Source organism: Arthrobacter sp. GMC3, assembly GCF_002929305.1.
Classification (GTDB): domain Bacteria; phylum Actinomycetota; class Actinomycetes; order Actinomycetales; family Micrococcaceae; genus Specibacter.
Window position 1 is genome coordinate 66354 of the sequence record NZ_PJIO01000011.1, and the last position, 26646, is coordinate 92999.

A 26646-nucleotide genomic window follows, 5' to 3' on the forward strand; every position below is an offset into this window, starting at 1 on the left:
GCCTAGAATAATGACATGCCTAGTCGTGTTCATGAGTTTGCCTGGCCTGATCGGGTTGTCGTTGGAACCATCGGCCTTCCGGGGGCGCGCACGTTTTACCTGCAGGTGCGCACAGGAGCCCAGGTGGTGAGTATTGCCCTGGAAAAGCAGCAGTCGGCTCTGCTCGCGGAGAATATCGACGAAATTTTGGACCATCTCATCACAGTCGAGGGCAATCGCTTCAGCGTTCCCACGGGTACTCCCATTGAACTTGTCGATAATGACCCGCTCGACGCCGTCCAGGAGCAGTTTCGCACCGGGGCCATGAGTTTAGGGTGGGACCCAACCACGGCCCAAATCGTCATTGAGGCCCACCCCATCACCGATGACGATCCCGATGCTGATGACAACGACGAGTCGCTTCATGAGAACGGGACTGACGAGCCCGAAATGTTGCGCGTGCTCATGCCGGTCGGCACCGCCCGCGCATTCGCCAAGCGAACCCGCGAGATCGTGGGTGCTGGACGCCCCGCGTGCCCGCTCTGCGGTTATCCCATGGACGCTGACGGACACATCTGCACCCTTCCCGAGGTCTGATGCCGACGCCGGATCTAGTGGCCGCCGAGCTGACTCTCACCGGCCGAATCACGACGGCTTCAAACGCCACATTTCTTGGCAGCATCGGCGACGTGATGGTCGTCTACAAGCCGATAGCCGGCGAAAGTCCGCTGTGGGATTTTCCCGAGGGCACGCTGGCCCATCGGGAGGTGGCCGCCTACCGTGTCTCGCAGGCCCTCGGCTGGGGCGTCGTACCCCAGACCTGGCTGCGCGATGGTCCGTTCGGTGAAGGAATGGTGCAGCTCTGGCAGGAGCAGGATCCTGGCCAAGACGCCGTGGACCTGATAGCGGCGGACGACGTGCCGGAGACGGGTTGGAAACACGTTTTGGAGGGACAGGATGCGAGCGGACGGATGGTCACCCTCATTCACGAAGATTCGACGGCGCTGCGACGCATGGCGGTGTTCGACGTCATCGTGAACAACGCCGACCGCAAAGGTGACCATATCCTTGCCATGCCTGACGGACAACGGCACGGCGTGGACCACGGGCTCACCTTTCACCGTGACCACAAGCTGCGCACGGTGCTGTGGGGATGGCAGGGAGATACTCTGACCGCCGAGGAAGAAGACGGTATAGATCGCGTCATCGAAGGACTGCATGGTGTGCTGGGCCAAGACCTGGCGGCCTTGCTCAGCACCGAAGAGATCGCATCGCTCGCGGCCCGCTGCGCCGGATTGCGCTTGGCGGGGCGGTTTCCGGCTCCGAGCGGTGAGATGCCGGCGGTGCCGTGGCCGCTGTTCTAAGGGATTTGCGGCTGCTGGCTTCGCAGTCTGTGTCACCTTGAGTCGCCCTCTGCGCGCACAAAAACGAATGGCCACCAAGAATATGTGTTCTTGGCGGCCATCGCAACAAGGTTTGAAACAGTCCAGCGGTTCTAGACGTTGAAGCGGAACTCCACCACGTCGCCGTCGTGCATGACGTATTCCTTGCCTTCGATCCGGACCTTGCCCTTGGCCTTGGCTTCGTGCATGGAGCCGGCCTCGATGAGGTCTTCGAAGTGGACGACCTCGGCCTTGATGAAGCCGCGCTGGAAGTCGGAGTGGATGACACCGGCGGCCTGCGGCGCGGTGTCGCCCTGGCGGATGGTCCAGGCGCGAGTCTCCTTGGGGCCGGCCGTCAGGTAGGTCTGCAGACCAAGCGTGTGGAAACCAACGCGAGCCAGCTGATCCAGGCCGGATTCTTCCTGCCCGTTCATCTCCAACATTTCGCGGGCTTCTTCTTCGTCAAGTTCAACGAGGTCGGCCTCAAGCTTGGCGTCCAGGAAGATGGCGTCGGCCGGGGCCACCAGCGCGCGCAGCTCCTCTTGGCGTTCCGGGTTGCCCAGCACTGCGTCATCAACGTTGAACACGTAGATGAACGGCTTGGCCGTGAGCAGGCTCAGTTCCTTAAGGTGTTCCATCTCCAGCTTGTCGCTCTTGATCGAGGAGAAGATGGTGTCTCCTCGCTCCAGCACCTTCTGGGCGGCAAGGATGGCGTTGAGCTCGGCAGCTTCTTTCTGCTTGAGCTTGACGGCCTTTTCGATGCGCGGAATAGCCTTTTCAACGGTCTGCATGTCGGCCAAGATCAACTCGGTGTTGATGGTGTCCATGTCGGAGCGCGGGTCAACCTTGCCGTCAACGTGGATCACATCGGGGTCATCAAAGACGCGGATAACCTGGGCAATGGCCTCAGCCTCGCGGATGGTGGCTAGGAACTTGTTTCCCAGACCTTCACCTTCCGAGGCGCCCTTGACGATGCCGGCGATGTCCACGAAGGTCACGGTTGCCGGCAGCAGGCGGGCCGAACCGAAGACTTCGGCTAGCTTCGCCAGACGCGGATCGGGCAGGCTGACCATGCCAACATTGGGCTCGATCGTGGCGAACGGGTAGTTCGCTGCGAGCACGTTGTTGCGTGTCAGTGCGTTGAAAAGGGTTGATTTGCCGACGTTGGGCAGTCCGACGATGCCAATAGTAAGAGCCACGAGACAAGCTTACCGGCAGGGCCCCGGTTTCGCCGCCTGCGGCGATAGAAGGGCTGCCGGGAAACGATGCCTGCCTGTTCTTGGCTGTTGGACTGGTGTTAGCGTCCAGATCGGTGCTTCCGCTGGTATTTTCGACGCTGACACCAGTACACATGGTTTGCGATCGTAAATGTCAGAGGCTGGTGGCATGGTGGTGCCATGACTGGAATTGGATGGCTTGTAGCGTTTTTGATGTTGTTCGCAGGACTGTTGGTGGGCGCCGCGGTGGTGGCGTGGTTTATGCGTGGACGCCTGATGGGAGCCGAGGCTGAGGCCTCCCACGCCCAGCAACGGGCGGCCGAGTTGAATGCCAATTTTGCGGCCGCCGACGCCGAACGCCGACTTCTGTTCAACCAGAACCGAGCACTGTCGGCCCAGCAGGGCTCGGATTCGAGTGTCTTGCAGGCGTTGGGGCCGGTGTCTGAAAAGCTCAGTGCTGTCCAGCGTCAGGTGGCACTGCTGGAGCGGGATCGTGTGGAGCAGTATGGCCAGCTGGCGGAGCAATTGCGCGTCGCCAAGGATGCCGATGCAAAGCTGCTGGCCACAACTACGTCCCTCGCCTCGGCCCTGCGCTCTAACAATGTCAGGGGCAAATGGGGTGAGGTGCAGCTGCGCCGAGTGGTGGAGGCAGCGGGCATGCTGGCCCATGTGGACTTCGATGAGCAGGTGCACATCGCCACGATCGACGGCGCCCACCGCCCCGACATGGTGGTCCGGCTTCCCGGAGGCAAGGAGTTGGTGCTGGATGCGAAAGTACCGTTGTCGTCGTACCTGCAAGCGCACGACGCCGATAATTCCTCTGGTGCGGAGGCGAGCGAGCACTTGGCCCGCCACGCCAAGGCCGTCCGGGCGCATGTCGATGCGCTGGCCGCCAAGAAGTATTGGACCTCTGCTCACAATTCACCCGAACTGGTGATCTGCTTCGTCCCCGTGGAGTCGATCCTTTCCGCGGCGTTGCTGGCCGACCCCGGATTGTTGGACTACTCCATGACAAAGAATGTGGTGCTGGCGTCCCCCATTTCGCTGCTGGCCATCTTGAAATCTGTGGCGTTCAGCTGGCGGCAGGATGTGCTGACGGAGAGCGCCAAGGAATTGTTTGACCTCTCGGCGCAGCTTTACACACGCCTTGGCGTCATGGGCGAGGCAGTTTCCAATGTTGGTGCGTCGCTGAAATCGTCCGTAGACCGGTACAACAAACTGGTGGGAACGCTGGAGGCCCGCGTCCTTCCCACGGCACGCAAGCTCAACGCCTTTGACCCGAAAACGCTGGACTCCCCCACCCAGGTGGAATCCACGCCCCGGATGCTCACAGCCCCGGAATTCAACAGCCCTTCCGGCGAACTCGACGCCGCAAGCTGACGGCGCGGGCCCTACATCAGGTTGGAGCTCTTGACGCCCTTGTAGTCGGGGTCGCCGGCAGCCTTCATGGTGGCGCGGAGTTCCTTCGGCAGGGAGAACAGGATGTCTTCCTTGGCCGTGACTACTTCTTCGACACTGTTATAGCCGTAGTCGGCGAGCAGGCGCAGCACGTCCTTAACCAAGATCTCCGGCACCGAGGCGCCGCTGGTCACCCCGACACTGGCAACGCCCTCAAACCATGTTTCGTCAATCTCATTGGCAAAGTCCACGCGGTAGGAGGCCTTTGCGCCGTACTCCAGGGCCACCTCGACCAGGCGCACGGAGTTGGATGAGTTAGAAGAGCCCACCACAATGACAAGTTCCGCCTGCGGTGCGATCTCCTTGATGGCCGTCTGGCGGTTGGTGGTGGCATAGCAGATGTCGTCGCTGGGCGGATCCTGCAGTTTGGGGAAACGCCCGCGCAGGATTTCGACGATCTCCATGGTCTCATCGACCGACAAAGTGGTCTGGGAAAGCCAGATTAGGCGGTCCGGATCGGAAACATGGATGGTGCGTGCCTCATCCGGGTTGTTGACGATCGTGATGCTGTCGGGCGCTTCGCCGTAGGTGCCTTCAACTTCCTCGTGGCCTTCGTGGCCGATGAGCAGGATGTCGAAGTCGTCATTAGCGAACCGTACGGCTTCCTTGTGAACCTTGGTAACCAGCGGGCAGGTGGCGTCAATGGTGCGCAGGCCGCGATCCTCCGCCGACTGCACCACGGCAGGTGAAACGCCGTGCGCCGAGAAAACCACCAGGGCACCCGACGGGACTTCCTCATTTTCCTCAACGAAGATGGCGCCCTTGGCTTCAAGTGAGGAGACGACGTGGACGTTGTGCACAATCTGCTTGCGCACGTAGACGGGGGCACCATAGTGCTCCAACGCCTTTTCCACGGCAATAACTGCCCTGTCCACACCGGCGCAATACCCGCGTGGGGCGGCCAGCAGGACCCTCTTCGGACCAGAGACTGGGGCGGCTGCAGCCACCTCTTCCGGTGACCGGCGTCGTCGGGGAATGGAGGGCATGGGAACGGAAACGGCAGTGGTGCTCATGCCACCATCTTACGTGGTGGGGGTTGGCCGAGCCATGCGAGCTAGGACACCCACAACCACCAGGCACCCAGCAATGATGAAGGCGGCGGTGATTCCCCAACGCCAGCTCTCCCTTGCCAGTGCACCCAGTTGAGTGCCAAATTCTGCTGCAATATCATTGCCGGTTCCGAAGGCCCCGAGCTGACTGACCACCCAGTTGGAACCGAGAAGCCAGACCATGGCCACCAACGCCAGACCAAGACCAGCCAGCACCACAGTCCGGGATCTGTACTTGGCCACGACAACGGCTAAGACGAAAAGGACGACGGCGAATATCGCGAACCAGACTCCCGAACCAGCCAGCGTGGTCACCAGCGGCATGGCCTTGGCCACGGCGGGCTGGTCCATGCTGATTAGGACTTCACCGGGAACCGGTAATTTGACCCCGATGTCCGCGGATACCTTCTCCGCCACGAGTCCAACCATCGGGGCAATATCCAGGTTCAAGTCGCCCGTGGCCTTTTGATTTGTGCCTGGCGCAAATGTCAGGGCATGGCTGCGGCGCAGTGTTTCCGCCCATGCCTCCGCGTAGCCGGGTTGGCTAAACAACGACTGGGCGGTGGAAACGATCAATCCGGCAGCCAGGTTCTGCAATTGCGGTGGCAGTGTCAGCTGGGCGGCGGATTGGGTCGCCACAACATTTGCCAGCCCGTTTTGAAACTCCGTGTTCGCGCCCAAGGGTCCTACAAGCTGCACGAATCCGGCCTCGTCAACGACGTTTCGCTGCGCCCAAATGGACGGCCCAGCCACCGCTGCTAGCAACAACGCAACTATTACGAGTACTGCCGAGCCGGCTGAGCGCACGTGCCATTCCTTTTCCTGATGCCAAATTGATGGAGTGCAATGTGGCGTTGGTGGTGAACTTCCACTTTATGTCATGGAAATCACCGGACGGCCAGTGGGTCCTGTGGATGGCGGGGCAAGATTGTCGGTGCGCAAAGTTAGAGTAGTTCCAAGTAATAGTTGCGCAGACTAAGGACGGTGAGCAGTGCCCTCGCAAGACGCTCCGGAACAAAAGATCATTCCGGTCACGGCAGCCGAGACAAGTCCGGAGAACCCGTGGCCGTTGTCCCTGCTGAGCCAAAAGCTCAAGGCGCACATTGAAAAAGCCCCTCCTGCGTGGGTTGAGGGTCAGATCATCGAACTCAACACCCGGGCCAATGTTAGCTACCTGACCATCCGTGACATTGATGCCGAAGTGTCCCTCAGCGTGACCGTGTGGGGTTCGGTTCTAAGCCAGCTCGCTACACCGTTGGAGCGGGGCGCACGCGTCGTGGCGCAGCTCAAACCCGATTTTTGGATGAAAACTGGCCGGCTCTCGATGCAGGGCAAGGACATTCGGCCTGTGGGGCTGGGCGATTTGCTGGCCAGGATTGAACAGCTTCGTCAGGCATTAGCGGCTGAGGGCTTGTTCGATCCTCGCAGGAAGAAGCCGCTGCCCCTGCTCCCCCACAGGATCGGTCTCATCACCGGGCGCAACTCCGACGCCATGAAGGATGTTCTGCGCAATGCTGCCCTGCGTTGGCCAGCCGTGGAATTTGAGGTTCGCGAGGTGGCAGTCCAGGGCGTCAACGCGGTGTCGGCCGTTATTGGCGCCCTGCAGGAACTCGACGCGGATCCCCGCATTGACGTTATTGTCATTGCCCGTGGCGGCGGTTCGATGGAAGACCTGCTCCCCTTCAGTCATGAATCCCTGGTTCGGGCTGTCTCAGAAGCCGTCACCCCCGTGGTCAGCGCCATTGGCCACGAGGCAGACCGGCCGTTGCTTGATGATGTAGCAGATCTCCGCGCCTCCACCCCCACCGATGCCGCCAAGCGAATTGTGCCCGATGTGAGCGAGGAACTGCGCCGCGTAGACCAGGCACGGATCCAGCTCAACCGGCGCATCAACCAGTTACTGGAACGCGAGGGCGACCGCCTTGCTCAGCTGCGTTCCCGCCCAGTCCTGGCGAATCCGGAGGCCAGCCTGACGGCCAGGTACGACGACGTGGTGCGGCTCCGCGGGCGGGCCCAGACAGCTGTTCGTACCCAAGTCAGCCGCCACACTGACCAGCTTGGCCACCTTCGTGCTCAGGTGAGGGCTTTGTCGCCGCAGAAAACGCTCGACCGAGGTTACGCCGTCGTGCAGCTTGAAGACCGCAGTATTGTGCGCCAACCGGCCCAGGCAGCCGATGGCACACCCTTGAATATCCGGGTTGCCGGCGGCGATTTCACCGCTGTGGCAACCGCCTCCCACTCCCCCTCCAAGTAAGGATTCCCATGAGCACCGCCACACCCAATGAAGATGTTGCAACGCTAAGTTACGAGCAGGCCCGCGAACAGCTAGTGGCTGTGGTCAACCAGCTTGAGGCCGGTTCCTCCAGCCTCGAGGACTCCCTGGCACTGTGGGAGCGCGGCGAAGCGCTGGCGAAAAAGTGCGAGGAATGGCTCGAGGGCGCCAAAGCACGTCTGGCAGCCGCCCGCGCCACCACGGAGGACTAAACCCGCGAACGAAGGGCGGCTCAGCGTGGGGCTCAGCTTCGCTTGGCGCGTTTCCGTATCAGCACCAGCACTGCACCGCCCAGTAGGAGCGCCAGGGCAGCGAACAGGCCGCCAGTGAGTCCGGCTGCACCGGTCGTGGCAAGACCGGTGCCCGGAGTCGCTGGTGGTTTGGCCGCTGGGTTGTCAGCAGCCGGTGAGGTAGTCGGTGGAATAACAGCGTTGTCCACGGGCGGAGCAACAACGTTCTTCGTCCATCCTGCGTTGAGAGCCGTGTCGGCAGTAATCGTGGAGTTGAAATCGAATACCGCGGTCAACTCGACATCCTGGAACCAGCCAGTAAAGGTGTAACCGGCCCGCGTCGGAGCGGCGGGTGCCTGGATGACGGTGCCGAAGTCGGCAGTCACTGGCGTGACGGCGTTCCCACCGTGAGTATCAAAAGTGACCTTGTGAGTATCCAAGTTCCACTGCGCCACAAGCGTCGTGTCCTCGGTCACCGCCGTAGTGAAGTCCCACGCCTTGCCACCGTTGAACCAACCAACAAACGTGTGCCCGGTCTTCGTTGGGGCGTCCGGAGCCGCAACAGCGGTCCCATAATCCCTAGTGACCTCGGCGATGGCGTTGCCACCATGAGTATCAAAAATCACCTTATGAGTATCCAAAGTCCAATGCGCGTCAAGGGTAATGTCAACGGTCACCGGCGTAGCAAAGTCCCACGGAGTACCACCGTTGAACCACGCAACGAACGTGTGCCCAGCAAATGTCGGGACTGCAGGCGCCGGAACAACAGTGCCGTAATCAGTGGGCACCGACGCGATCGTGTTGCCGCCATGAGTATCGAAGGTTACCTTGAGAGTATCCAAGGTCCACTGCGCCACAAGCGTCATGTCCCCGGTCACCGCCATAGTGAAGTCCCACGCCTTGCCACCGTTGAACCAACCAACAAACGTGTGCCCAGCAAACGTCGGGACAGCAGGTGCAGCAACAGCAGTCCCAAAATCCGTTGTCACCTCGGCGATCGCATTGCCGCCGTTAGCGTCAAAGGTGACCAGGTGAGTATCCAGGGTCCACAGCGCGTCAAGGGTCATGTCACCGGTCACCGGCGTAGCAAAGTCCCACGCACTGCCACCGTTGAACCAACCGGCGAAAGTGTGTCCGGCAAATGTCGGGACCGGAGGTGCCTCAACGACCGTGCCGTAATCAGCAGTCACCGGTGCGACGGTGTTGCCGCCATGAGTATCGAAAGTGACCTTGTGAGTGTCCAAAGTCCACTGCGCATCAAGGGTCATGTCTCCCATCACCGGAGCGGCGAAATTCCACGCACTGCCACCATTGAACCAACCAACAAACGTATGCCCAGCAAGGGTTGGGACCCCGGGTGCCGAAATTGCGGTCCCATAATTCGCGGTCATGGGAGCGACGGCGCTGCCACCACCGGTATCAAAGCTGACCGTATGGGAATCCAGTGTCCATCGCGCTTCAAAGGTCAGGTCGCCAGTTACAGGCGCCGCGAAGTTCCACGCACTGCCACCATTGAACCAGCCAACGAACGTATGCCCGGCAAACGCCGGAACGGCGGTCGCGGCGATAGCTGTTCCGTATTTTGTGCTCACGGGGTCGACGGCGCTTCCGCCAGCGCTGTCAAAAGTGACCGTATGGGTGTCCAGGGTCCACTGCGCGACAAGTTGCATATCGCCGGCAACAGGCGTCGCGAAATTCCATGCACTGCCACCATTGAACCAACCGACAAACGTGTGCCCGGCAAACGTCGAGACGGCAGGCGCGGCAATAGCCGTTCCGAAGTTAGTGCTCACGGGTGCGACGGCGCTGCCACCAGCGCTATCAAAGCTGACCGTGTGCGTATCTAGGATCCACTGCGAGTGCAAAGTCAGGTCGCTGTTGATTGCACTGGCGATGCCCCACTTGGCCCCTCCGGAAGCTGCGGTGAACCAGCCAGCCGAATAATGACTGGGCGGGACCAGGGTGGGCAGCGAGGCTTCCGCTGCCTCGAGGCTGCCAGCAAAGATGCGCTTTTGGCTATTGGTCGGGGGTGTGGACTTGGTGTCGTCAAAGGAGACTAGGTAGTTGTTCCCAGCCACCTTTTCCACGGGAGTGATTGTTCCCGGGCTGACAATCCTTCCCAAGTTGGTGATTGCACCTCCAACATTGATTGTGCCGTGGTTTCGGATAGTCCCGCTGTTGGCAACCGTCGTGCCAGCAGGGATGCGGAGGGTACTGCCTGCGGCAATGGTCAGGGTTCCGGAGTTTGCGAGACTGCCGAATTCGGTGCCGTAGGCGCCTGCACCGATGACGACGGTCGGCGAGTTTGCTGATCCAGCGACAGCGACTTTTCCGCCTGTGATCTTTATTTCCCCGCCGTTTCCGCCGTACATGCCACCGTCAAATCCTGCGCCACCGCCAATTCCTGCACCGCCATCACGACCACCGGTTGCGGTGACGACGCCATTGCTGACATTGAGAACGCCGCCGTGCCGGCCAACACCGCCGCCGATTCCGGCACCATATTTGCCACCGGTAGTGGTAACAGTGCCACCCGTAATCTCGATATTTCCACCGTCGCCAGTATCACCACCGCCAATGCCCGCAGCGTTTTCGCCGCCGGTTGAAGTCACGGAGCCACCAGTAATTTTGATGGTTCCGCCATCCCCAACATTGCCGCCGCCAATTCCTGCAGCGCCGATTCCTGCGGTTGCCGTGACCGTGCCGCCAGAGATTTTGATGCTTCCGCTATCCGAATGCGAGCCTCCACCGATCCCCGCACCGAAGCCGCTACCGGTGGCGGTGACGGTGCCGCCTGCAATCTCGATCGTTCCGCCTGCCCCGTCCGCACTACCGCCGATTCCTGCGGCGAAATTGCCAGCAATGGCGGTGAGGATCCCGCCACCATCGGCTGTCAGCGTGAAGCTTGCACCCTTTGGCACCTCGATTCCGGCGCGATTCCCTGCGCCGGTGGTGGTCAACTTATAACCGTTGAGATTCAGTGTGACAGGATTCCCCACACGAACGGCGATAGGTGCGTCGCTGGACGAGACCGAGAAGTTGCCTCCAAGGGTGACAAGTCCCCCATTTGCGAAGGCCATTGCCAACGCGGCGGGATTTGCAACGCCTACGGCTGCAGAAGCTGGCGCGACTGGTACAAGTGCAAAGCTGGCTGTGAGCAGGGCCGCGGTGGCCACGGCGCCGGCGAGCACCCGGCAAAAAGTAGCGTGCCGTGCGCGAGAAGGCACAGCAGATGAAGCAGTGGGCATGAAGTGTGGTTCTCCTGGGTTGTGGCGGCGACGCCCGGCAAGGCGCGCCGCGCGTATCAGGCCAAGGCGGACAGCCGCCAAAGTGCAAACCACACGACAATACACTTTTTTTAATACGTTTATATCGGAACAAACTCACGCCCACGGAGGCCCAATGACCCCTCGCCAGCGCTGGCGCCGTTTCTGCCGCCGCTGCCTGCACCAGCCACCAAAAGGAGTGAGCAACGACACTGGCGGGCCCGCCTAGTTTTAGGCGGTCTTGAGCCTTGCCCGCTCATGTTCCAGGTCGTAGTCCCCGGCCGGCCACTGCAGGTTCAGCCCGTTCAGTGCCTCGATCAGGATCTCTTGAACGGCCATCCGGGCGTACCATTTCTTGTCCGCGGGCACCACGTACCACGGCGCATTCGGCGTGCTTGTCCGCTCAAACACCTTTTGGTAGGCGTCCATGTAGTCGGGCCAAAACGCCCGCTCATCCAGGTCGGTCGGGCTGTACTTCCAGTACTTGGTGGGATCGTGCAGGCGTGCGGACAGCCGTTGAAGCTGTTCATCACGTCCCAAATTGAGCATTACTTTCACCACAGTGGTTCCGGCGGCAGCCAGCTCAGCCTCGAAATCGTTAATGGCTGCATAGCGGCGTTCCAACTCGTCCGCATCTGCCCAAGCATGAACGCGGTGGATCAGCACGTCCTCGTAGTGGGAGCGGTCAAAGACCCCCAACATGCCCGGCCCCGGCACGGCGGGACGCACCCGCCACAGGAAATCGTGAGCCTTTTCCTCATCGGTGGGCGCCTTGAAAGTTGTCAGCTTTACGCCTTGCGGGTCCACCGCTCCCACCACGCGCCCCACGATGCCGCCCTTACCTGCGGTGTCCATGGCCTGCAGCACCAGCAGGACCGATTTCGTCCCACCAAAACGGCTTTCCGCGAATAGCTGCTCCTGCAGTTGCGCCAAAACCGGCGCCCGCGCTGCCAAGGAGGCTGCGCCGTCGTCCTTCTTGCCGTCAAAACCGGGTGAAGCATTAGTGGGCACGCTGGCAAGGCTGAACCCTGGACCGGCCTTGAGTAGGTGGGAGGGATTTTCGCTAAAACCGAGGGGCAGTGACACAGTGTGGGCCTTTCCTTAGGGTTTGTACGTGCTCAAAAACTCCGCAATCCTGCCAACAGCCTCTTCCAGATCCTTGACGTTGGGCAAGGTGACGAGCCGGAAATGGTCGGGGCGAATCCAGTTGAAGGCTGTTCCGTGGGAGACGAGAATCTTTTGCTGTTCCAGCAGGTCCAGGGCAAACTTTTCATCGCTCTTGATCGGGTAAATCTCCGGGTCAAGCTTCGGGAACAGGTAAAGCGCACCCTGGGCCTGGTTGACTGAAACACCCGGGATTTCATTGAGCAGACGGTAAGCGATGTCCCGCTGTTCCTTGAGTCTGCCGCCGGGCAGGATCAGGTCCTCGATGCTTTGGTGCCCGCCAAGGGCTGTCTGGATGGCGTGCTGTCCGGGGACGTTGGCGCACATGCGCATGTTGGCGAGAAGGTTGATGCCTTCAAGGTAGTCCGCGGCCCGGCTCTTGGGCCCGGAAATGGCAAGCCAACCGGAACGGTAGCCACAGATCCGGTAGGCCTTGGACAGTCCGCTGAACGTCATGCACAGGACGTCATCGCCTGTGATGATGGCGGTGTTGATGTGTTCGGCGCCGTCGTAGAGGATCTTCTCGTAGATCTCGTCCGAGAACACCACCAAGCTGTGCTTGCGGGCCAAATCCACCATGGCCTGAACGATATGCCGCGGGTAGACGGCACCCGTCGGGTTGTTGGGGTTGATGATGACGATGCCTTTGGTACGGGGCGTGATCTTGGATTCCAGATCTTCCAGATCGGGCCACCACTCGTTGTCCTCATCGCACAAGTAGTGCACAGGGCGCCCGCCGGCCAGGCTCACCGAAGCTGTCCACAGTGGGTAGTCCGGGGTTGGGACCAGCACTTCATCGCCAGTGTCCAGCAGCGCCATGAGGGACAGCGTGATGAGTTCGCTGACACCGTTGCCGAGGTAAACGTCGTCGACGTGGATATTGTGGATGCCACGCGTTTGGTAATACTGGACGACGGCGGTGCGGGCCGAGAAGATGCCGCGAGAATCGCTGTATCCCTGGGCGTGGGGCAGGTGACGGATCATGTCTACCAAGATCGCATCCGGCGCTTCAAACCCGAAGGGCGCCGGGTTGCCAATGTTCAGCTTCAGGATCCGGTGGCCCTCGGCCTCCAACTTTTGGGCCCGCTCCAGCACGGGCCCCCGGATGTCATAGAGAACATTGTGAAGCTTGGTGGATTGCTTGAATTCTGCCATTTACCAAATATCGCACAACAGGGCCCGTGCTTGCGTGAAAGACGCCGGGGCGTGGCGGGCCAATGGCTAAGAAGTGGCCTTGATCAGCCCAACTTCCACCAGCCAAGCAGTGGCCACCTCGGACAAGGATCCGAATTGGCTTTCTGACGACAGGCGGTTCAAATTGATCAGCTCATCACTATTCAACACGGCACTGACCTTGTTCAGGACGTTAGTGACATCCTCCGAGACATGCTTGCTCGAAACCAGCGGAACGACAGTCTGCGGCCTGAAAATTTGCCTGTTGTCGGTCAGGACTACCAGGTCGTTGTCACTGATCGCAGGAGACGAGCTATGAATGTCCGCCACCTGAACGTCGGCGCGCAGCAGGGCAAGTAGCAACTCCGAGTAGGTGTTGGGCAACTCAACATATCTTTGCGGGATGCAGTTGTAGTCAGTTGCCAGGGTTGGGAGGCCCCGGACCTTTGTACGGAACTCCGCTGACCCGCCAAACACAAGCTTGTCGCACACCTTCGCGAGGTCTGCGATGGTTTTCAACTGGTACTTTTCGGCCGTGACGGTGGTGACAACAAGGTTGTCGTCGTCCTCGGCACTGGTGGCATTTGCCATTGAAACGCTGGGCGGCAGGGCGCTCTCAAGGGCATTCAGAACCTGGGAGCTGCTGACGGCGTTGTTCACTGCCGACGACGCCGCCGACGTCGAGGGAGATGCGGACGGTTGCGGATTGGCCGACGCTAGTGCATCCAACACCGTGCTGGAGTAGCTGGGAACAATGTCCACCGCGCCGTTCTCCAACTGGCCTAGCAGTGTGGGGTCTTTAGGGTCCTCCGGCGACACGACTGCCATGACACCGGCAGCATTCAGGGCCGCCGCGTAAACGTTGGCCAGCAAAGCCCCTTCCAAAGGCACTGCGCCGTCAGGAACAGCCGGAGTTCCCACCTTTATGGGCGTTCCTCCGGCAATCTGCGAGACGCTGGGAATGGCCACGATGGGCGTTGGGGTGCAGGCCGTGACCCCGGAAGCTAGCACGAGCGCGACACCGAGACCGGCGGCGATTCGCTGCAGGCGCATGCTCTCCTCCGAAAGGCTGGTTACTTAAAGTTGGCTGGCAGGGCGCGCTAGAACAGCGCCAGCCCTACCAAGCCAGCTTAGCCGTGAGTGTCTCCCGTGGCGACTTGTTGGGCCCACGCTCCCGAGGGACCCGCCGCGAGCGCAGCGAGTGGTGGGAGGGCGTGTTGATCTGACCTCCGCGACTTGTGGGGCCCACGCGCCCGAGGGACCCGCCGCGAGCGCAGCGAGTGGTGGGAGGGCGTGTTGATCTGACCTCCGCGACTTGTGGGGCCCACGCGCCCGAGGGACCCGCCGCGAGCGCAGCGAGTGGAGGGAGGGCGTGGGGCTTAGCCCAGGTCCTCCACGTGGGTCGCCCCAATATCGCCCAGGGCTGGCGCTTCCAGCAGTTGTGCGTGTGAGCCACCGTGGTCGAGTTCCAGGACCGTGACCGTGTTGGAACCTGCCACCAGGAGCGGGGCGGGAACGTACAAGGATATTTGCGGTCCCACCTCCCAGTACCTACCCAGCAGGAACCCGTTGAGCCAGACGATACCTTTGCCGAATCCGGGAAATGCCAGATAGGTGTCGGCGGGCTCGCCAATGACGAGATCGCCGTAGAAGAACCCGGGGCCGCCAGTAATTGAGGCAGATTCCGTAGCGAGACCCACCGTGAGCAACTGCTCCAGCGGCAGTTCCAAGTTCACGGCGCGCTGCTCCCAATGGAAAACGTACCGCTGGTTTATCAGGACGCCGTCGAGGATTCCCTTGCCCTGACCAAAAAGCGGTCCGTAGTTGATGCGGCCCTGGTTTTCCACCAGGATTTCCAGGGTTGCCATGTCCCCCGTGCCAGCAACCTTGAGCCCGTCGTGGCCATTGCCGTCGTGGAGAACACCGGAGTAGTCGCCGTCGATCCACACATGGGCCCGGTCGTGCAGGCCGCGGATCTTGACGTCGGTTTCTCCCAGGGGCAGCTTGACCGTTGCCGTGTAGTGGACCAGTCCACGGTCGAGGCCGAGACGTTCAAAGGACAGCGGCTTGACGCTGTGTACCGGCTCGATCCCCCTAACAAAGTCCAGCAGTGCCGTGCCAGGATGCAGCGCAAAGTTGTGGGCCGGGACAACAGCGGGCGCGCGTTCCAGGTGCTCAGGAACGGGCGTCAATTCACGGCCTGCGGCGGCGAAGAACAGCTCCCGCATGGCGTGGAACTTCTCTGTCAGTTTGCCGTCTTCGGCGATGGGCGCGTCGGAGTCGTAGCTGGTCACCGTGGGTTGGATGACGCCGTCGTGGTTGGCGCCGGAGCTCAGGCCGAAGTTGGTGCCGCCATGGGCCATGTAGAGGCAGACCGAACCGTCAAGCTCCAGGATCTTCTTGACCTCCCCGGCAGCCTCCGTTGCGCTACGGATGTGATGATCTTCGCCCCAGTGGTCAAACCAGCCGTTCCAAAATTCAACGTTGAAGAACGGTTCCCCGGGCCGACGGCGTTCCCAGACGGCGTCGGCTTCCTCACCACGGGAGCCCAGTGTCGCCGTCGCCCAGGTATCTGGCAGGGAGCCGCCGTCAAGAAAGTAGTCCGTGCCGCCGTCGGCGGTGAACAGCAGCTCGGTAATCCCGCGGTCCTGGAGGGCTGTACGGTTCCAGCGCAGGTACTGCTGATCATCGCCATAGCTGCCGTACTCGTTTTCAATCTGCACAGCGACAATGGGGCCACCCTGGGCGGACTGCAACGGCGCAAGCACCGGCAGCAGCTCATCAAACCAAGCACCAACGGCGTCGGTGAAGAGTGGATCGGAGGAACGGAGCACCATCTCCGGGTCCGAGATAGCCCAGGACGGGAACCCGCCGTTGTCCCATTCGGCACAGATGTAGGGGCCCGGCCGGACGATCACATCCAATCCCGCGTCGCCTGCCAGGGTGATAAACCGGGCCACGTCACGCCAGCCGGTGAAATCGGCCGGCTCACCCTTGTTTGGCTGGTGGAAGTTCCAGGCGATGTAGGTGTCCAGCGTATTGACACCCATCGCCACGAGGCGGTCGATCCTGTCCTGCCACTGCGCGGGATGGACCCGGAAATAGTGCATGGCACCTGCAATGATGCGATGTGGACGGCCATTTTTGAAGAGCTTGCGGTCCGCGTAACTCAACGCGGGCAAGGGGGCGTTCGTAGGCAACTACACTCCTGAATACTGGCTCCGCCGCGGTGGGGCAAGAAGAAACTGTTATCGATAACACTAACGTGTCCACTTTACTCCCCAGCAGTCGGGCGTAGCCAATCCGGAGGCTGGCCGGGCCGATGTTACAAGGAACAATTACACTTGCCATAACAACTTGTGGGGAGCCCGAACCAGAGCCCTCATGTCCGCAAGTTCCTGCGACAAAGGATGCACCCATGGAACGTAAGTTCACCCGAGGTCCGGCAATGCGGGATGTGGCACAAGCCGCCGGGGTCTCGGCCCAGACTGTCTCCAGGGTCCTCAGCGACCATCCCAACGTTCAAGAAAGCACCCGACGGCGTGTGCTCGCCGTCGTGGAAGAGCTCGGTTACCGCCGCAACAACACAGCCAGGGCGCTGGTTACGGGGCAGTCGAAGACTATTGGTGTCCTGACACTAGCCACCAATAACTATTCCCGGTCGTCGTTGGCGCTGGGCGTGGAACTCGGGGCGCGTGAGGCTGGCTACACGGTCAATTCCGTCACCTCCACTCTGAGCGCCAAGGCTCTCACGGAAGCGGTGAGCCGGCTGGTCCACCAAGGGGTAGACGGGATTGTGATCGCGGCACCCTTGCTGGAGGCCGAAGACCAAATTCGCCAACTCACCGCCCGCATCCCCACAGTGAGCACCGACGGCTCCTCAGGAATTTTTCAAAACCTGGTGGGCGTCGACCAAGACCTGGCGGCAGCCCTGGCCACCGCACATCTGCTCGAACTGGGACACAAGACGGTGTGGCACGTGGCTGGCCCCAGCGACTGGTCCGACGCCATTGTCAGGCTGGACAGCTGGCGACGCACCCTGCGCGAAGCCGGCAAAGAAGTACCGCCAGAACTCCACGGCGACTGGAGCCCGGAATCCGGCTACCGCAGCGGAATGATCCTGGGCCGCATGCCGGAAGTGACGGCCATCTTGGTGGCCAGCGACGAAATGGCCTTCGGTGTGATCCGAGCCCTCACCGAGCTTGGCCGACGTATCCCCGAAGACGTTTCGGTGGTAGGCATCGACGACATCGACCTAGCCGCCTATGCCAACCCGCCCCTGACAACCATCCGCCAATCCTTTGAGGACACCGGGCGCCGGGCCGTACTGCGTCTGGTGGCCCAGATCGCCAATCCAGACGCGGAAAACCCGCCCGAGTTGGTGGCACCAACATTGGTGGTGCGCGGCAGCACCGCTCCCCCGCCAGCCGCCTAAAACAAAAGCACCTAGAGCTCCCGGGCACTCACCAGCAACGGCACCCCGGCAATAGGGTCCTGTGCCAGGATGCGTACGTCGGTAATTCCCTTGGCCGCCAGATGCCTGGTGAAAGCTTCTTGGAGCGCCGGGACGTTGCTGCCCAGCCCGCTACCCAGCACAATGGGGCCTTGAATTCCGAGCTGGTTCGCCACCTGATGGGCCATTCCTGCCAAATCCGCGCCGGCCTGATCAACCAGATCAAGGGCGTGGGCGTGGCCGTTGGCTGCGGCGGCAAAAATCACAGGGGACGCCGCCGCCCAGTAGCGGCGAGTGGTGCCCTGATGGAAGTGGCCAATGAGCTCACCCGGTTCGTTGAGCTTGCAGTACTTCAAGAGTTCACGCGTCAGTTCATCGGCGGGGGCTCCCAAGTCCATTTGGTGCAGGCTGTACCGCACTGCCTCACGACCCAGCCAGTAGCCGCTGCCCTCGTCGCCCAACAGGTAGCCCCATCCTCCTGCCCGGGCTTGGTCGCCGTCGTCATTGGCTCCCCATGCGGCAGAGCCTGTCCCGGCGATGACAGCCACGCCCGTGGTCGCCCCACCGGCGGCCAGCAGCAGCCGGGTATCGTGGACCACCGTGATCTGGGCACCCGGAACAAACGGTGCGATCAACGCGCGCAAGGCGTCGGCGTCGTCGTCCGTGTCCACCCCGCCGGCGCCGGCGAACACCACCTGAACATCGCCCACATCCAGTTGGGCGAAAAGCTCGGCCATGTGTTGGCGGGCCGTCTCAATGCTGACGTTTTGCACGTTGGCGCTGCCCACACTGGCATCGGCCGCCACGGCACCGTTGACCCAGAGAATGCCACGGGTTTTTGAGCCGCCAATATCAAGGCCCACGAAGGCGTCCGGCGCGGTCACGGAGGGGAAGGTGTCATTACTCACCCACCTAGACTAGTGGCATGTTCGCATCTCCCGTCATCGCTGCACCCATGGCCGGCGGCACCACCACCGCCACCTTCGCCTTGGCCACCCAGCGGGCCGGAGCCCTTGCCTTCGCCGCCGGCGGCTACAAGAGCGCCGCAGCACTGGCCGAACATCTGGCCCCGCTGCGCTCCGCCGGCACCGATTTCGGCGTCAACCTGTTCCTTCCCCCGCGAGAGCCTCTGGATCCCGGGACGGCCGATGCACTGGAGCGCTACCGCAGTGAACTGCTGCCCGAGGCGGCCCGGCTTGGCGCGTCTGTTCCTGATCTTCCCTTTTCCTCCGACGATCCACGGGTGCAAGATTATTGGGCGGAAAAGCTTGACCTGCTCCTCAAGGACCCCGTGCCCCTGGTCAGTTTCACCTTTGGCCTGGCCCCGGCCGCCATTGTTGCTGACCTGCAACGGGTTGGCAGCCGGGTGCTTGCCTCGGTGACCAGCGTGGCCGAGGCCTTGGCAGCCGAAGAGACGGGTGTCGATGCCCTAGTGGTCCAGCATTCCAACGCTGGCGGCCACTGCGCATCGTTCTTGCCTCAGCCGCGGGGTGCTGGCGAGCCAAGCATCGTGGAGCTGATCGCGGCCGTGCGCGCCGCCGTCGGGCTTCCACTGGTTGCGGCCGGCGGAATTGGGGACGCTGCCACGGCCAAGGCTGCCCTCACGGCTGGTGCCGTTGCCGTACAGCTCGGAACTGCCTTGCTGCGCACCGACGAAAGCGGGGCCAGGGCACTCCACAAGGCGGCCCTGGCCGATCCGAAATACACGACGACGGCGCTCACGCGTGCGTTTACCGGGAGGCCGGCACGGGCGCTGGTCAACGATTTTGTCCGTTCCCATGCCAACGCCCCCGACGCCTACCCCGAAGTTCATCTGCTCACCGGTCCGCTGCGCGCAGCGGCGGCCGACGCCGGGGATCCCGAGGCGCTGAACCTCTGGGCCGGCACCGCATGGCAAAAGTCGCAGGACGGGCCCGTCGGCACCGTGATCGCGGGTTTCCTGGACGAGTTGTAAATTCTTGACGGTCAGTCATGCGTTCGCTACGGCCCCGGCCCGCCATAACCTACTGTGGTGAGGGTGAGACTCGAGGCACCCTTCCCCGGATATGGCCGTGGCAGCAACGGCTACCGGCGAATCCTGGCCGCGCTCGCCTGCGCCGGGGTAGCCACGTTTGCCCAGCTGTATTCGCTCCAGGGCTTGTTGCCATTGCTCTCCCGCGACCTGGACGTCAGCGCTTCCCAGGCGTCACTGACTATTTCCGTTGCCACGTTGGGACTCGCCGCGGCAGTTCTGCCATGGTCATTTGTTGCCGACAGGTGGGGCAGGGTTCGCACCATGGGACTGGCCATTGCCTTGGCCACAACGTTTGGCCTGTTAGTGGCTGCGGCCCCCAACTTTGAAACACTGCTGGTCCTGCGAACCCTTGAGGGGGCGGCGCTGGGCGGCATACCGGCGCTGGCCATGGCCTACCTCAATGAAGAAATCAGCCCCCTGCATGCCGGGGCAGCTGCTGGCGCTTATGTTGCAGGAACAAGCCTGGGCGGATTGTCCGGGCGCCTGCTGGCCGGGCCCGTGGCGGACCTTTCAGACTGGCGAATGGCCACGCTGACCGTCTCACTCACAGGTGCCTGCGCCGCCGCCGGATTCCTCTGGCTGGCGCCCCGCCCTCAAGGGTTCAGCCCGGTGACCGATACCGGATTCACGGACATGCTTGCCCGGCTGCTCCCGCCGCTGCGCAGCAGGCCGTTGCTGGCGCTCTACGCACAGGCGTTTTTGCTGATGGGATCCTTTGTCAGCGTCTACAACTACCTTGGTTTCAGGTTGGAGGCGCCTCCCTACCTGTTGCCGGCAACGGCCGTGGCGCTGATCTTTCTGGCGTACCTTGCCGGGACGGTGTCCTCCCGAGCAGTGGCCTCTGTGGCGGCACGGTTTGGCCGGCGCACAGTGTTGCTTGCCTCTATTGCGGTCATGGTGTGTGGGCTGGCCATCACCCTGGCAGCAGCGTTGCCGGCGATCCTTCTGGGATTGGTCTTGTTCACCGCCGGGTTTTTTGGCGCCCACAGCATCGCCTCGGGCTGGACGGGTTCCATGGCAGCGGCTGGCAGGGCGCAAGCTGCCTCCCTGTACAACCTCAGTTACTACGCCGGCTCCAGCGTGGTGGGATGGAGCGCCGGGCTCGTCTTCCAAACACTCGGCTGGCCGGCACTGGTTGCGACGCTGGCCGTTCTGGCTGCGATCGCGGCCGCCCTGGCCGCCGCGATGCTTCCGGCCGGGCGCCTGGCACCACCGCCGCCTGCGCACCATTAGTGCCCGGTAGTGCGCCACTTTCAAAGTGGCACACTACCGGGCACTAATGGCGCGCACTAGCAGACGGCTTCGACGGCCTGGATCAGATCCGCCAGGATGTCTTCAGGATTCTCCAATCCGATGGAAACGCGCAGCATGGTGGCATGGGGCTTCGCCTCGGCCGCGACCGGCCGGTGGGTCAGACCTGCCGGATGTTGGATCAACGTGTCGATTCCGCCCAGCGACACGGCATGGGTGATCAGTGAAACATGGCTTGGAATGGCCTCCGCGTGCTCCGCCGAATGAACTTCAAAGGAGAGTAGGGATCCGGGACCGGACATCTGGGTTCCCACCAAGCCGCGCGGATCACACTCGGGTAGTCCAGGGTACAGAACACGGGTGATGGACTCATGGCCTGCGAGCGCCAGCGCCACCTTGTGGGCGGCGCTTTGCTGAGCCCGGACCCGTATGGGCAAGGTGGCCAGCCCCCTGTGGAGCAGATACGCGGGCCACGGCGTCAGCAATCCCCCGGTGATGGCCCGTACCTGACGCAGCCGAGTCGCCCACGCGCTGTCCGTGGCGACCACTCCGCCCATGGCGTCGCCGTGGCCGCCGAGAAACTTGGTGGCGCTGTGCATAACCAGCGACGCTCCGGATTCCAGCGGGCGTTGCAGCACTGGCGTGGCAAAGGTGTTGTCGATCATGACGGGAACACCATCGGCGTCGGTCACCAGTTTCTTGATGTCCAGCAGACTCAGGTCGGGGTTTGCCGGCGTCTCGGCAATGACAAGGCCGGTGTCAGGGCGCAGCGCCGCGTGCACCTCGTCCGGATGTACAAAGGTCACTGTGGTGCCGAGCAGGCCCGTGGCCAAGACATGATCGGAGCCACCATAGAGGGGCCGCACCGCCACCACATGGGGTTTCCCTCCTGCCACGGCGGCCAGCAGTACCGCTGTCAGTGCGGCCATGCCGGTGGCAAAGGCCACCGACTCGCCAGCCCCCTCCAAAGTAGAAACGCCGGACTCAAAGCGGGCCACGGTGGGATTCCACAAGCGTTGATAAACGGTGGACTGTCCGGGGCCCGGGACTCCGCCCGTGGCCATGAGCTCGTACGCTTCACCACCGGCCTCCACACTGGGCAACGGCGCAGTCGTGGACATGTCCAGGGGCATAGCGTGTACCCCTAATGCCACCAGGTCCTCACGTCCGGCATGAACGGCCCTTGAATCCCAACCCATCATGGCAAACCCACCTTCCGCGGCACCTTTGCCGCCTACCTCGTAGAGAATGTAGCCAAGTATCGTCCATATGGTCGGATATTTGGTAGCATGGCGAACTATTAGCTATATCAATCGAAATACTCGCATTTTAAGACCAATCCGGAGGACCTTGTGGCGTCATTAGCGAAGAACGTTCGGCGCGATTCCCCGCACGCTAGTCAGGCCACAGAGCCTCTGGACGCCGTCGACCGCCAGATTATTGACGCCCTTGTGGCCGACGCTCGCGTCACCAATCGCGACCTGGCCGACGCCGTGGGCATTGCCCCCTCCACAGCGCTAATGCGTACCCGGGCACTCATGGAACGCGGCGCCATCGAAGGTTTCGAAGCCAAGCTGAACCTTGCCGTCATTGGCCGGGCGGTGCAGGCGTTGATCGCTGTCCGGCTGCGCGCCCACGACCGCGACCAGATCGACGCCTTCACCTCCCGAGTTCCGCAACTGCCCGAGGTGCTCTCCACTTTCCACACCTCGGGGTCGGTGGACTACCTGCTGCACATTGCCGTGCGTGACACCGACGCCTTGCGCGATTGGGTGCTGGACAATCTCACGACCGACCCCGTGGTGGGCCACACCGAGACCACCCTGGTGTTCAAGCACATGCCCGGGCACACCGGTCCGTTGGACTAGGCGCCCCTAGGAGCTGACGACGGCGGCGCGACGGATACGCCGACAGGCCACGGCCGCCAGCACGGCGCACGCAACCGCAATGGGGATGGCGAAACCAGTCACGGACGCCTGCAGCCCCCACACCTTGACGGCCATGCCCAGACCCAGCACGGGCAGCGCGCTGCCCAGGTACGTCACGATGTACACGGCGGAGATGACCTGCGCGTGCCGGGCAGGCTCCACTGCCGCGGCAACGTCATTGAAAACCACCCGGAAGGCAGCACCCTGGCCCAACCCGGCGCTGATACTGGCCAGCACCAGCAACACCGGCGATTCCAGGGCTCCTGCCGCGGCAATCAGCAGCACCGAAACACCAAGCAATGCCAGGCCAGCCGGGACCAGCCAACGTCCCCGCAGTGACAGCAGCTGGGACAGCGCCGAACACGCCAGGGTCACCGCGGCGAGCAGCCCGATCAGCGGCCGGGAATCGGCGTGCATGATGTTCGCGAAGTAACCAGGGGCCAGGGACAGGCAAAATCCAAAGACGGCAAAACTGACAAAACCAGTGGCGGCCGCGAGCCAAAAGGTGCCCCGTGCCGCACGGGCCAAGGCAGGGACCCGGGGCCGCAGGTAATTGCGCCCCTGCCCGGCCGGGGCCGGGTTGATGGCTGGCCGAGCGTCGAGCAGCAGCAACGGAATCAGCAACAACCCCAGAATCACCGAGTGGACGACAAACGGGGCCTGGGTGTGCCGTGGCAGCAGGGACAGAAGCCCGCCAACCACCGGCCCCGCAGCCACTCCGCCGGAGGACGACAGCAGCGTGAACCGGGACGCCCACTCAGGCTTACTGGGCATCAGATCCCGCAAGGCCGCGGCACTGGCGCCGGTGCCAATCGCAACTGCCAGCCCCTGTAAGCCTCGCCCCGCCACCAACTGGGGCAGGGAATCCGCCGTCCCGAAAACCAGTCCACCGGCCAGCCCGACCACGACAGCCAGAACCAGCGCGGCCCTCCGACCGATGTGATCAGACCAGTGGCCAAAGAGCACCAAGCCGCCCACCAGCGCAAGAACATAGGCAGAGAAGGCGATGGTGACGCCCACCGCGTCAAAGCCAATCCGCGCCTGGAGCAGCGGGTAGAGCGGGGTGGCCAGGTTGGCGCCCACCAGCAAAGTGAAGATCACCGTACCGGCCAGCGCCAGGCGGACCGGCACGGACGGGTTCCAGCGGCCCCTCACAACAGGGGATGGACGCATTGCCAGTTCGTGCAGAACGGCCACCAGGCACTTCCTTTCAGGGGCTTGACTGTGAGAGGGTCTCGCGCACCATTTGACGCAAATCCGTCTATTAGGATGATCTAGACAACGTGCTTTGATTGGATTTTTGCCGTACTTTGCATCAAATTGATCAATACTTCCCGCCAATGTGATTCAGGAGTGACCCAGATGAGCATTTTGGACCCCCTCGACGTGCGCCTAGTGCTGGCGCTCATCGCCGATCCCCGCGCCCAGATTGGCGAGCTCGCGGACTCCCTGGGCGTGGCCCGCAACACGGTCCAGGCCCATATGCGCCATCTGTCCCGGACGGGCGCCCTGCGCCAGGGCGGGCGTGAGGTTGATCTGGCGGCGATCGGCTACGACGTGGTCGCCTTCATCACTCTTGAGGTCATCCACCGCGATCTTGACGGCGTGATAGTGGCCATGCGGGCCGTCCCCCAAGTCCTGGAGGTGTATGAGATCTCCGGCCGCGGCGACGTGTGGTGCCGGCTGGCCGCCCGGGATGTGCACCATCTGCAAAGCTCACTGCGGCAACTGCTGCGCATCAAGGGTGTGATCCGTACGGAAACCTCCTTGGCGCTCCACGAGCACATCCCTTTCCGACTCAAGCCCCTCTTGGAGGGCATGAGTCACGGCTGAGCGTCCAAGCCGGGACCCGGCGTCGACCATAATGGGCAAGTGACCATCATTGATAACGGGGTATACGTCGACGGAATCCGCGTCGCTTCCCCCACCAGCCTTGACCAGACCTATGAAGCCATCGCCGAATACGGGGGCATGGCCTGGATTGGGTTGTTCCGCCCCGACGCCGCCGAGATGGCCTCGCTGGCCGAGGAGTTCTCGCTGCATGAGCTGGCGGTGGAGGATGCCATCAAGGCACACCAGCGGCCCAAGCTGGAGAGATACAACGATGTGCTTTTCACTGTCCTTCGGCCCGCCCGCTACCTCGACGCCGAGGAGGCCGTGCAGTTTGGCGAGCTGCACGTCTTCACGGGCAAGAACTTTGTGATCACCATCCGGCACGCCGAAACGCCTGGGCTGGCTTCGACGAGGAGCCGGCTTGAGGCCGATCCCGAGCTACTCGCCCAGGGCCCGGAAGCGGTCCTTTACGCCATCATGGACCAGGTGGTAGATGACTACCTGCCCGTGGCCAGCGGACTGCAGTTGGACATTGATGAGATCGAAGACCAGCTTTTTGCCGGGGATCCGAACGTCTCGCGCCGCATTTACCAACTCTCCCGCGAGGTCATCCACTTCCAGCGTGCCATCCACCCGCTGCGCGAAACCCTGGGGAAACTCAAGAGCGGCTTCGAGAAATACGGCGTCAATGTGGAGCTGCAACGCTTCTTACGCGATGTGGAAGACCACGTGGAATCACTGACGGCCAAGGCCGACTCCTTCCGCCAACTGCTACAAAACGCGCTCACCGTGGACGGGACGCTGACGGCGAACCGGCAGAATGAGGCCAGCGCCGCCCAAAACGAGCAAGTCAAAAAGATCTCCTCGTGGGCTGCCATCTTGTTCGCGCCGTCTTTTGTTGCCGGCGTTTACGGCATGAACTTTCACGATATGCCCGAGCTTGCCTGGCCATGGGGCTACCCGTTCGCCATAGGCCTAATGCTGCTGGTCGGGGTTGTGATGTACACGATTTTCAAGAAGAAAACCTGGCTCTAAGACTCCATGCCAGCCTGCGGGGAACACTTGTGCGAGGATTCGCTGGCAGAATAGTGCAAAATTTCTCTATTCCAAGGAGCCTGCAATGGGCAGACATGCAAAAACCAATACGGTGACGTTGAACAACGGCGTGACCATGCCGCAGCTGGGCTTTGGCGTGTGGCAAGTCCCCAACGAGGAATCCGCTGCCGCCGTCACGGCCGCCCTGAACGCCGGGTACCGCAGCATCGACACCGCCGCCGTCTACGGCAACGAAGAGGGCGTGGGCCAGGCAGTGGCACAGTTCTTGGCGTCCTTCGGGACGCCTCGCGAGGACCTGTTCATCACCACCAAACTGTGGAACACCGAACAGGGCTATGAGAAGACCCTGGCCGCCTTCCAGGAGAGTCTGGACAAGCTGGCTCTGGACTACGTTGACCTGTACCTGGTTCATTGGTCCACGCCTGAAAAGGACACCTACCTGGATACCTGGCGCGCGTTTGAGGAGATTTATGCCTCTGGCAGGGCCAAGGCAATCGGCGTTTCCAACTTCGAGCCAGAGCACCTGTCACGGATCATCGATTTGGGCGGCACGGTCCCAGCTGTCAATCAGGTGGAGCTGCACCCGCGGCTGCAACAGTCGGTGCTGCGTGAATTCAACACCGGCCACGGCATCTACACGGAGGCGTGGAGCCCCCTGGCCCAGGGCCAGCTGCTCACGGACCCCGCGGTGACAGGGATTGCCACTGCTCACGGAAAATCGGCCGCCCAGGTCATCATCCGCTGGCACCTGCAACTGGGAAACATTGTCATCCCCAAGTCGGTGACCCCCGAGCGCATCGCCGCCAACTTTGACGTCTTTGACTTTGAGCTCACGGATGCCCAGATGGAGGCCATCGGCGCCTTGGACAACGGTGGCCGCGTGGGTCCCCACCCGAACGAGTTCAACTAGCCAGGCACCTC

The 26646-nt window shown here is 62.2% G+C and carries 23 protein-coding genes; 12 read left to right on the forward strand and 11 right to left on the reverse strand.

The window, feature by feature from the left end:
- Positions 1–15: 15 nt before the first annotated feature.
- Positions 16–576 (forward strand): DUF3090 domain-containing protein, encoded by a 561-nt coding sequence (locus CXQ94_RS16655; protein WP_104091698.1) that lies wholly within the window; start codon positions 16–18, stop codon positions 574–576.
- Entirely contained in the window at positions 576–1343 is a 768-nt protein-coding gene (locus tag CXQ94_RS16660; RefSeq protein WP_104091699.1) for an SCO1664 family protein, read from the forward strand. The genes CXQ94_RS16655 and CXQ94_RS16660 overlap by 1 nt, the downstream gene beginning before the upstream one ends.
- Before the next feature lie 131 nt (positions 1344–1474).
- Here CXQ94_RS16660 and ychF read toward each other — a convergent pair whose 3' ends face one another.
- On the reverse strand, positions 1475–2560 hold the full coding sequence (gene ychF / locus CXQ94_RS16665) for a redox-regulated ATPase YchF (RefSeq protein WP_104091700.1): 1086 nt from the start codon (positions 2558–2560) through the stop codon (positions 1475–1477).
- Between the two features lie 198 nt (positions 2561–2758).
- Here ychF and rmuC point away from each other — a divergent pair, with 198 nt between their 5' ends.
- On the forward strand, positions 2759–3958 hold the full coding sequence (gene rmuC, locus CXQ94_RS16670; protein ID WP_104091701.1) for a DNA recombination protein RmuC: 1200 nt from the start codon (positions 2759–2761) through the stop codon (positions 3956–3958).
- Between the two features lie 11 nt (positions 3959–3969).
- On the opposite strand, the gene CXQ94_RS16675 is transcribed toward rmuC, so the two are convergent.
- Both CXQ94_RS16675 and CXQ94_RS16680 read right to left on the reverse strand, forming a co-directional pair.
- Positions 3970–5049: a 4-hydroxy-3-methylbut-2-enyl diphosphate reductase gene (locus CXQ94_RS16675; protein ID WP_104091702.1), complete on the reverse strand. Its 1080-nt coding sequence runs from the start codon at positions 5047–5049 to the stop codon at positions 3970–3972.
- Between the two features lie 9 nt (positions 5050–5058).
- Positions 5059–5892, reverse strand: coding sequence for a hypothetical protein (locus CXQ94_RS16680; RefSeq protein WP_104091703.1), 834 nt, complete (start codon positions 5890–5892; stop codon positions 5059–5061).
- Between the two features lie 184 nt (positions 5893–6076).
- Here CXQ94_RS16680 and xseA point away from each other — a divergent pair, with 184 nt between their 5' ends.
- Together xseA and CXQ94_RS16690 are read left to right on the forward strand one after the other, a co-directional pair.
- Entirely contained in the window at positions 6077–7339 is a 1263-nt protein-coding gene (xseA, locus tag CXQ94_RS16685) for an exodeoxyribonuclease VII large subunit (RefSeq protein ID WP_181034264.1), read from the forward strand.
- Between the two features lie 8 nt (positions 7340–7347).
- Positions 7348–7569 carry an exodeoxyribonuclease VII small subunit gene (locus CXQ94_RS16690; protein ID WP_104091704.1) on the forward strand — a complete coding sequence of 74 codons (222 nt, stop codon included), beginning with the start codon at positions 7348–7350 and terminating at the stop codon, positions 7567–7569.
- Positions 7570–7601: 32 nt separating this feature from the next.
- Here CXQ94_RS16690 and CXQ94_RS16695 read toward each other — a convergent pair whose 3' ends face one another.
- The 5 genes from CXQ94_RS16695 to CXQ94_RS16715 all read right to left on the reverse strand — a co-directional run bounded on the left by CXQ94_RS16695 (position 7602) and on the right by CXQ94_RS16715 (position 16390).
- Positions 7602–10835: an InlB B-repeat-containing protein gene (locus CXQ94_RS16695; RefSeq protein WP_146070335.1), complete on the reverse strand. Its 3234-nt coding sequence runs from the start codon at positions 10833–10835 to the stop codon at positions 7602–7604.
- Positions 10836–11084: 249 nt separating this feature from the next.
- Positions 11085–11939, reverse strand: coding sequence for a polyphosphate kinase 2 family protein (locus CXQ94_RS16700; RefSeq protein ID WP_104091706.1), 855 nt, complete (start codon positions 11937–11939; stop codon positions 11085–11087).
- Positions 11940–11954: 15 nt separating this feature from the next.
- Complete coding sequence (locus tag CXQ94_RS16705) at positions 11955–13172, reverse strand: pyridoxal phosphate-dependent aminotransferase (protein WP_104091707.1); 1218 nt, start codon at positions 13170–13172, stop codon at positions 11955–11957.
- A gap of 66 nt (positions 13173–13238) precedes the next feature.
- Positions 13239–14243, reverse strand: coding sequence for a glycine betaine ABC transporter substrate-binding protein (locus CXQ94_RS16710; RefSeq protein ID WP_104091708.1), 1005 nt, complete (start codon positions 14241–14243; stop codon positions 13239–13241).
- A 326-nt stretch (positions 14244–14569) separates the two neighbouring features.
- Positions 14570–16390: a glycoside hydrolase family 35 protein gene (locus CXQ94_RS16715; protein WP_258067140.1), complete on the reverse strand. Its 1821-nt coding sequence runs from the start codon at positions 16388–16390 to the stop codon at positions 14570–14572.
- 218 nt (positions 16391–16608) lie between these two features.
- Here CXQ94_RS16715 and CXQ94_RS16720 point away from each other — a divergent pair, with 218 nt between their 5' ends.
- Positions 16609–17625: a LacI family DNA-binding transcriptional regulator gene (locus tag CXQ94_RS16720; RefSeq protein WP_258067142.1), complete on the forward strand. Its 1017-nt coding sequence runs from the start codon at positions 16609–16611 to the stop codon at positions 17623–17625.
- Positions 17626–17636: 11 nt separating this feature from the next.
- Here the strand turns inward: CXQ94_RS16720 and CXQ94_RS16725 are convergent, their stop codons facing one another.
- Positions 17637–18551 (reverse strand): N-acetylglucosamine kinase, encoded by a 915-nt coding sequence (locus CXQ94_RS16725; RefSeq protein WP_104091709.1) that lies wholly within the window; start codon positions 18549–18551, stop codon positions 17637–17639.
- Between the two features lie 17 nt (positions 18552–18568).
- On the opposite strand from CXQ94_RS16725, the gene CXQ94_RS16730 reads away from it, so the two are divergent.
- Together CXQ94_RS16730 and CXQ94_RS16735 are read left to right on the forward strand one after the other, a co-directional pair.
- Positions 18569–19597, forward strand: coding sequence for a nitronate monooxygenase (locus CXQ94_RS16730; protein ID WP_104091710.1), 1029 nt, complete (start codon positions 18569–18571; stop codon positions 19595–19597).
- Positions 19598–19660: 63 nt separating this feature from the next.
- Complete coding sequence (locus CXQ94_RS16735; RefSeq protein ID WP_258067144.1) at positions 19661–20890, forward strand: MFS transporter; 1230 nt, start codon at positions 19661–19663, stop codon at positions 20888–20890.
- Between the two features lie 56 nt (positions 20891–20946).
- Here CXQ94_RS16735 and CXQ94_RS16740 read toward each other — a convergent pair whose 3' ends face one another.
- Positions 20947–22110 (reverse strand): PLP-dependent aspartate aminotransferase family protein, encoded by a 1164-nt coding sequence (locus CXQ94_RS16740; protein WP_104091712.1) that lies wholly within the window; start codon positions 22108–22110, stop codon positions 20947–20949.
- Between the two features lie 150 nt (positions 22111–22260).
- On the opposite strand from CXQ94_RS16740, the gene CXQ94_RS16745 reads away from it, so the two are divergent.
- A complete protein-coding gene (locus CXQ94_RS16745) occupies positions 22261–22776 on the forward strand; it encodes an Lrp/AsnC family transcriptional regulator (RefSeq protein WP_104091713.1) in 516 nt (171 codons plus the stop codon).
- Between the two features lie 6 nt (positions 22777–22782).
- On the opposite strand, the gene CXQ94_RS16750 is transcribed toward CXQ94_RS16745, so the two are convergent.
- Positions 22783–24009, reverse strand: coding sequence for an MFS transporter (locus CXQ94_RS16750; RefSeq protein ID WP_104091758.1), 1227 nt, complete (start codon positions 24007–24009; stop codon positions 22783–22785).
- 189 nt (positions 24010–24198) lie between these two features.
- Here CXQ94_RS16750 and CXQ94_RS16755 point away from each other — a divergent pair, with 189 nt between their 5' ends.
- From CXQ94_RS16755 to CXQ94_RS16765, 3 genes are all read left to right on the forward strand, one after another.
- On the forward strand, positions 24199–24669 hold the full coding sequence (locus CXQ94_RS16755; protein WP_181034265.1) for an Lrp/AsnC family transcriptional regulator: 471 nt from the start codon (positions 24199–24201) through the stop codon (positions 24667–24669).
- Between the two features lie 39 nt (positions 24670–24708).
- Positions 24709–25704: a magnesium/cobalt transporter CorA gene (gene corA / locus CXQ94_RS16760; RefSeq protein WP_104091715.1), complete on the forward strand. Its 996-nt coding sequence runs from the start codon at positions 24709–24711 to the stop codon at positions 25702–25704.
- Positions 25705–25789: 85 nt separating this feature from the next.
- On the forward strand, positions 25790–26635 hold the full coding sequence (locus tag CXQ94_RS16765; protein WP_104091716.1) for an aldo/keto reductase: 846 nt from the start codon (positions 25790–25792) through the stop codon (positions 26633–26635).
- Positions 26636–26646: the final 11 nt, after the last annotated feature.

Excerpts from the sequence above, each read along its gene's own strand:
- rmuC (WP_104091701.1), top strand. The coding sequence starts at position 2,759 with ATGACTGGAATTGGATGGCTTGTAGCGTTTTTGATGTTGTTCGCAGGA.
- CXQ94_RS16660 (WP_104091699.1), top strand. The coding sequence starts at position 576 with ATGCCGACGCCGGATCTAGTGGCCGCCGAGCTGACTCTCACCGGCCGA.
- CXQ94_RS16655 (WP_104091698.1), top strand. The coding sequence starts at position 16 with ATGCCTAGTCGTGTTCATGAGTTTGCCTGGCCTGATCGGGTTGTCGTT.
- CXQ94_RS16720 (WP_258067142.1), top strand. The coding sequence starts at position 16,609 with ATGGAACGTAAGTTCACCCGAGGTCCGGCAATGCGGGATGTGGCACAA.
- CXQ94_RS16740 (WP_104091712.1), bottom strand. The coding sequence starts at position 22,110 with ATGATGGGTTGGGATTCAAGGGCCGTTCATGCCGGACGTGAGGACCTG.
- CXQ94_RS16675 (WP_104091702.1), bottom strand. The coding sequence starts at position 5,049 with ATGAGCACCACTGCCGTTTCCGTTCCCATGCCCTCCATTCCCCGACGA.
- CXQ94_RS16710 (WP_104091708.1), bottom strand. The coding sequence starts at position 14,243 with ATGCGCCTGCAGCGAATCGCCGCCGGTCTCGGTGTCGCGCTCGTGCTA.
- CXQ94_RS16765 (WP_104091716.1), top strand. The coding sequence starts at position 25,790 with ATGGGCAGACATGCAAAAACCAATACGGTGACGTTGAACAACGGCGTG.
- CXQ94_RS16695 (WP_146070335.1), bottom strand. The coding sequence starts at position 10,835 with ATGCCCACTGCTTCATCTGCTGTGCCTTCTCGCGCACGGCACGCTACT.
- CXQ94_RS16755 (WP_181034265.1), top strand. The coding sequence starts at position 24,199 with ATGAGCATTTTGGACCCCCTCGACGTGCGCCTAGTGCTGGCGCTCATC.
- CXQ94_RS16750 (WP_104091758.1), bottom strand. The coding sequence starts at position 24,009 with ATGCGTCCATCCCCTGTTGTGAGGGGCCGCTGGAACCCGTCCGTGCCG.
- CXQ94_RS16705 (WP_104091707.1), bottom strand. The coding sequence starts at position 13,172 with ATGGCAGAATTCAAGCAATCCACCAAGCTTCACAATGTTCTCTATGAC.
- CXQ94_RS16730 (WP_104091710.1), top strand. The coding sequence starts at position 18,569 with ATGTTCGCATCTCCCGTCATCGCTGCACCCATGGCCGGCGGCACCACC.
- CXQ94_RS16690 (WP_104091704.1), top strand. The coding sequence starts at position 7,348 with ATGAGCACCGCCACACCCAATGAAGATGTTGCAACGCTAAGTTACGAG.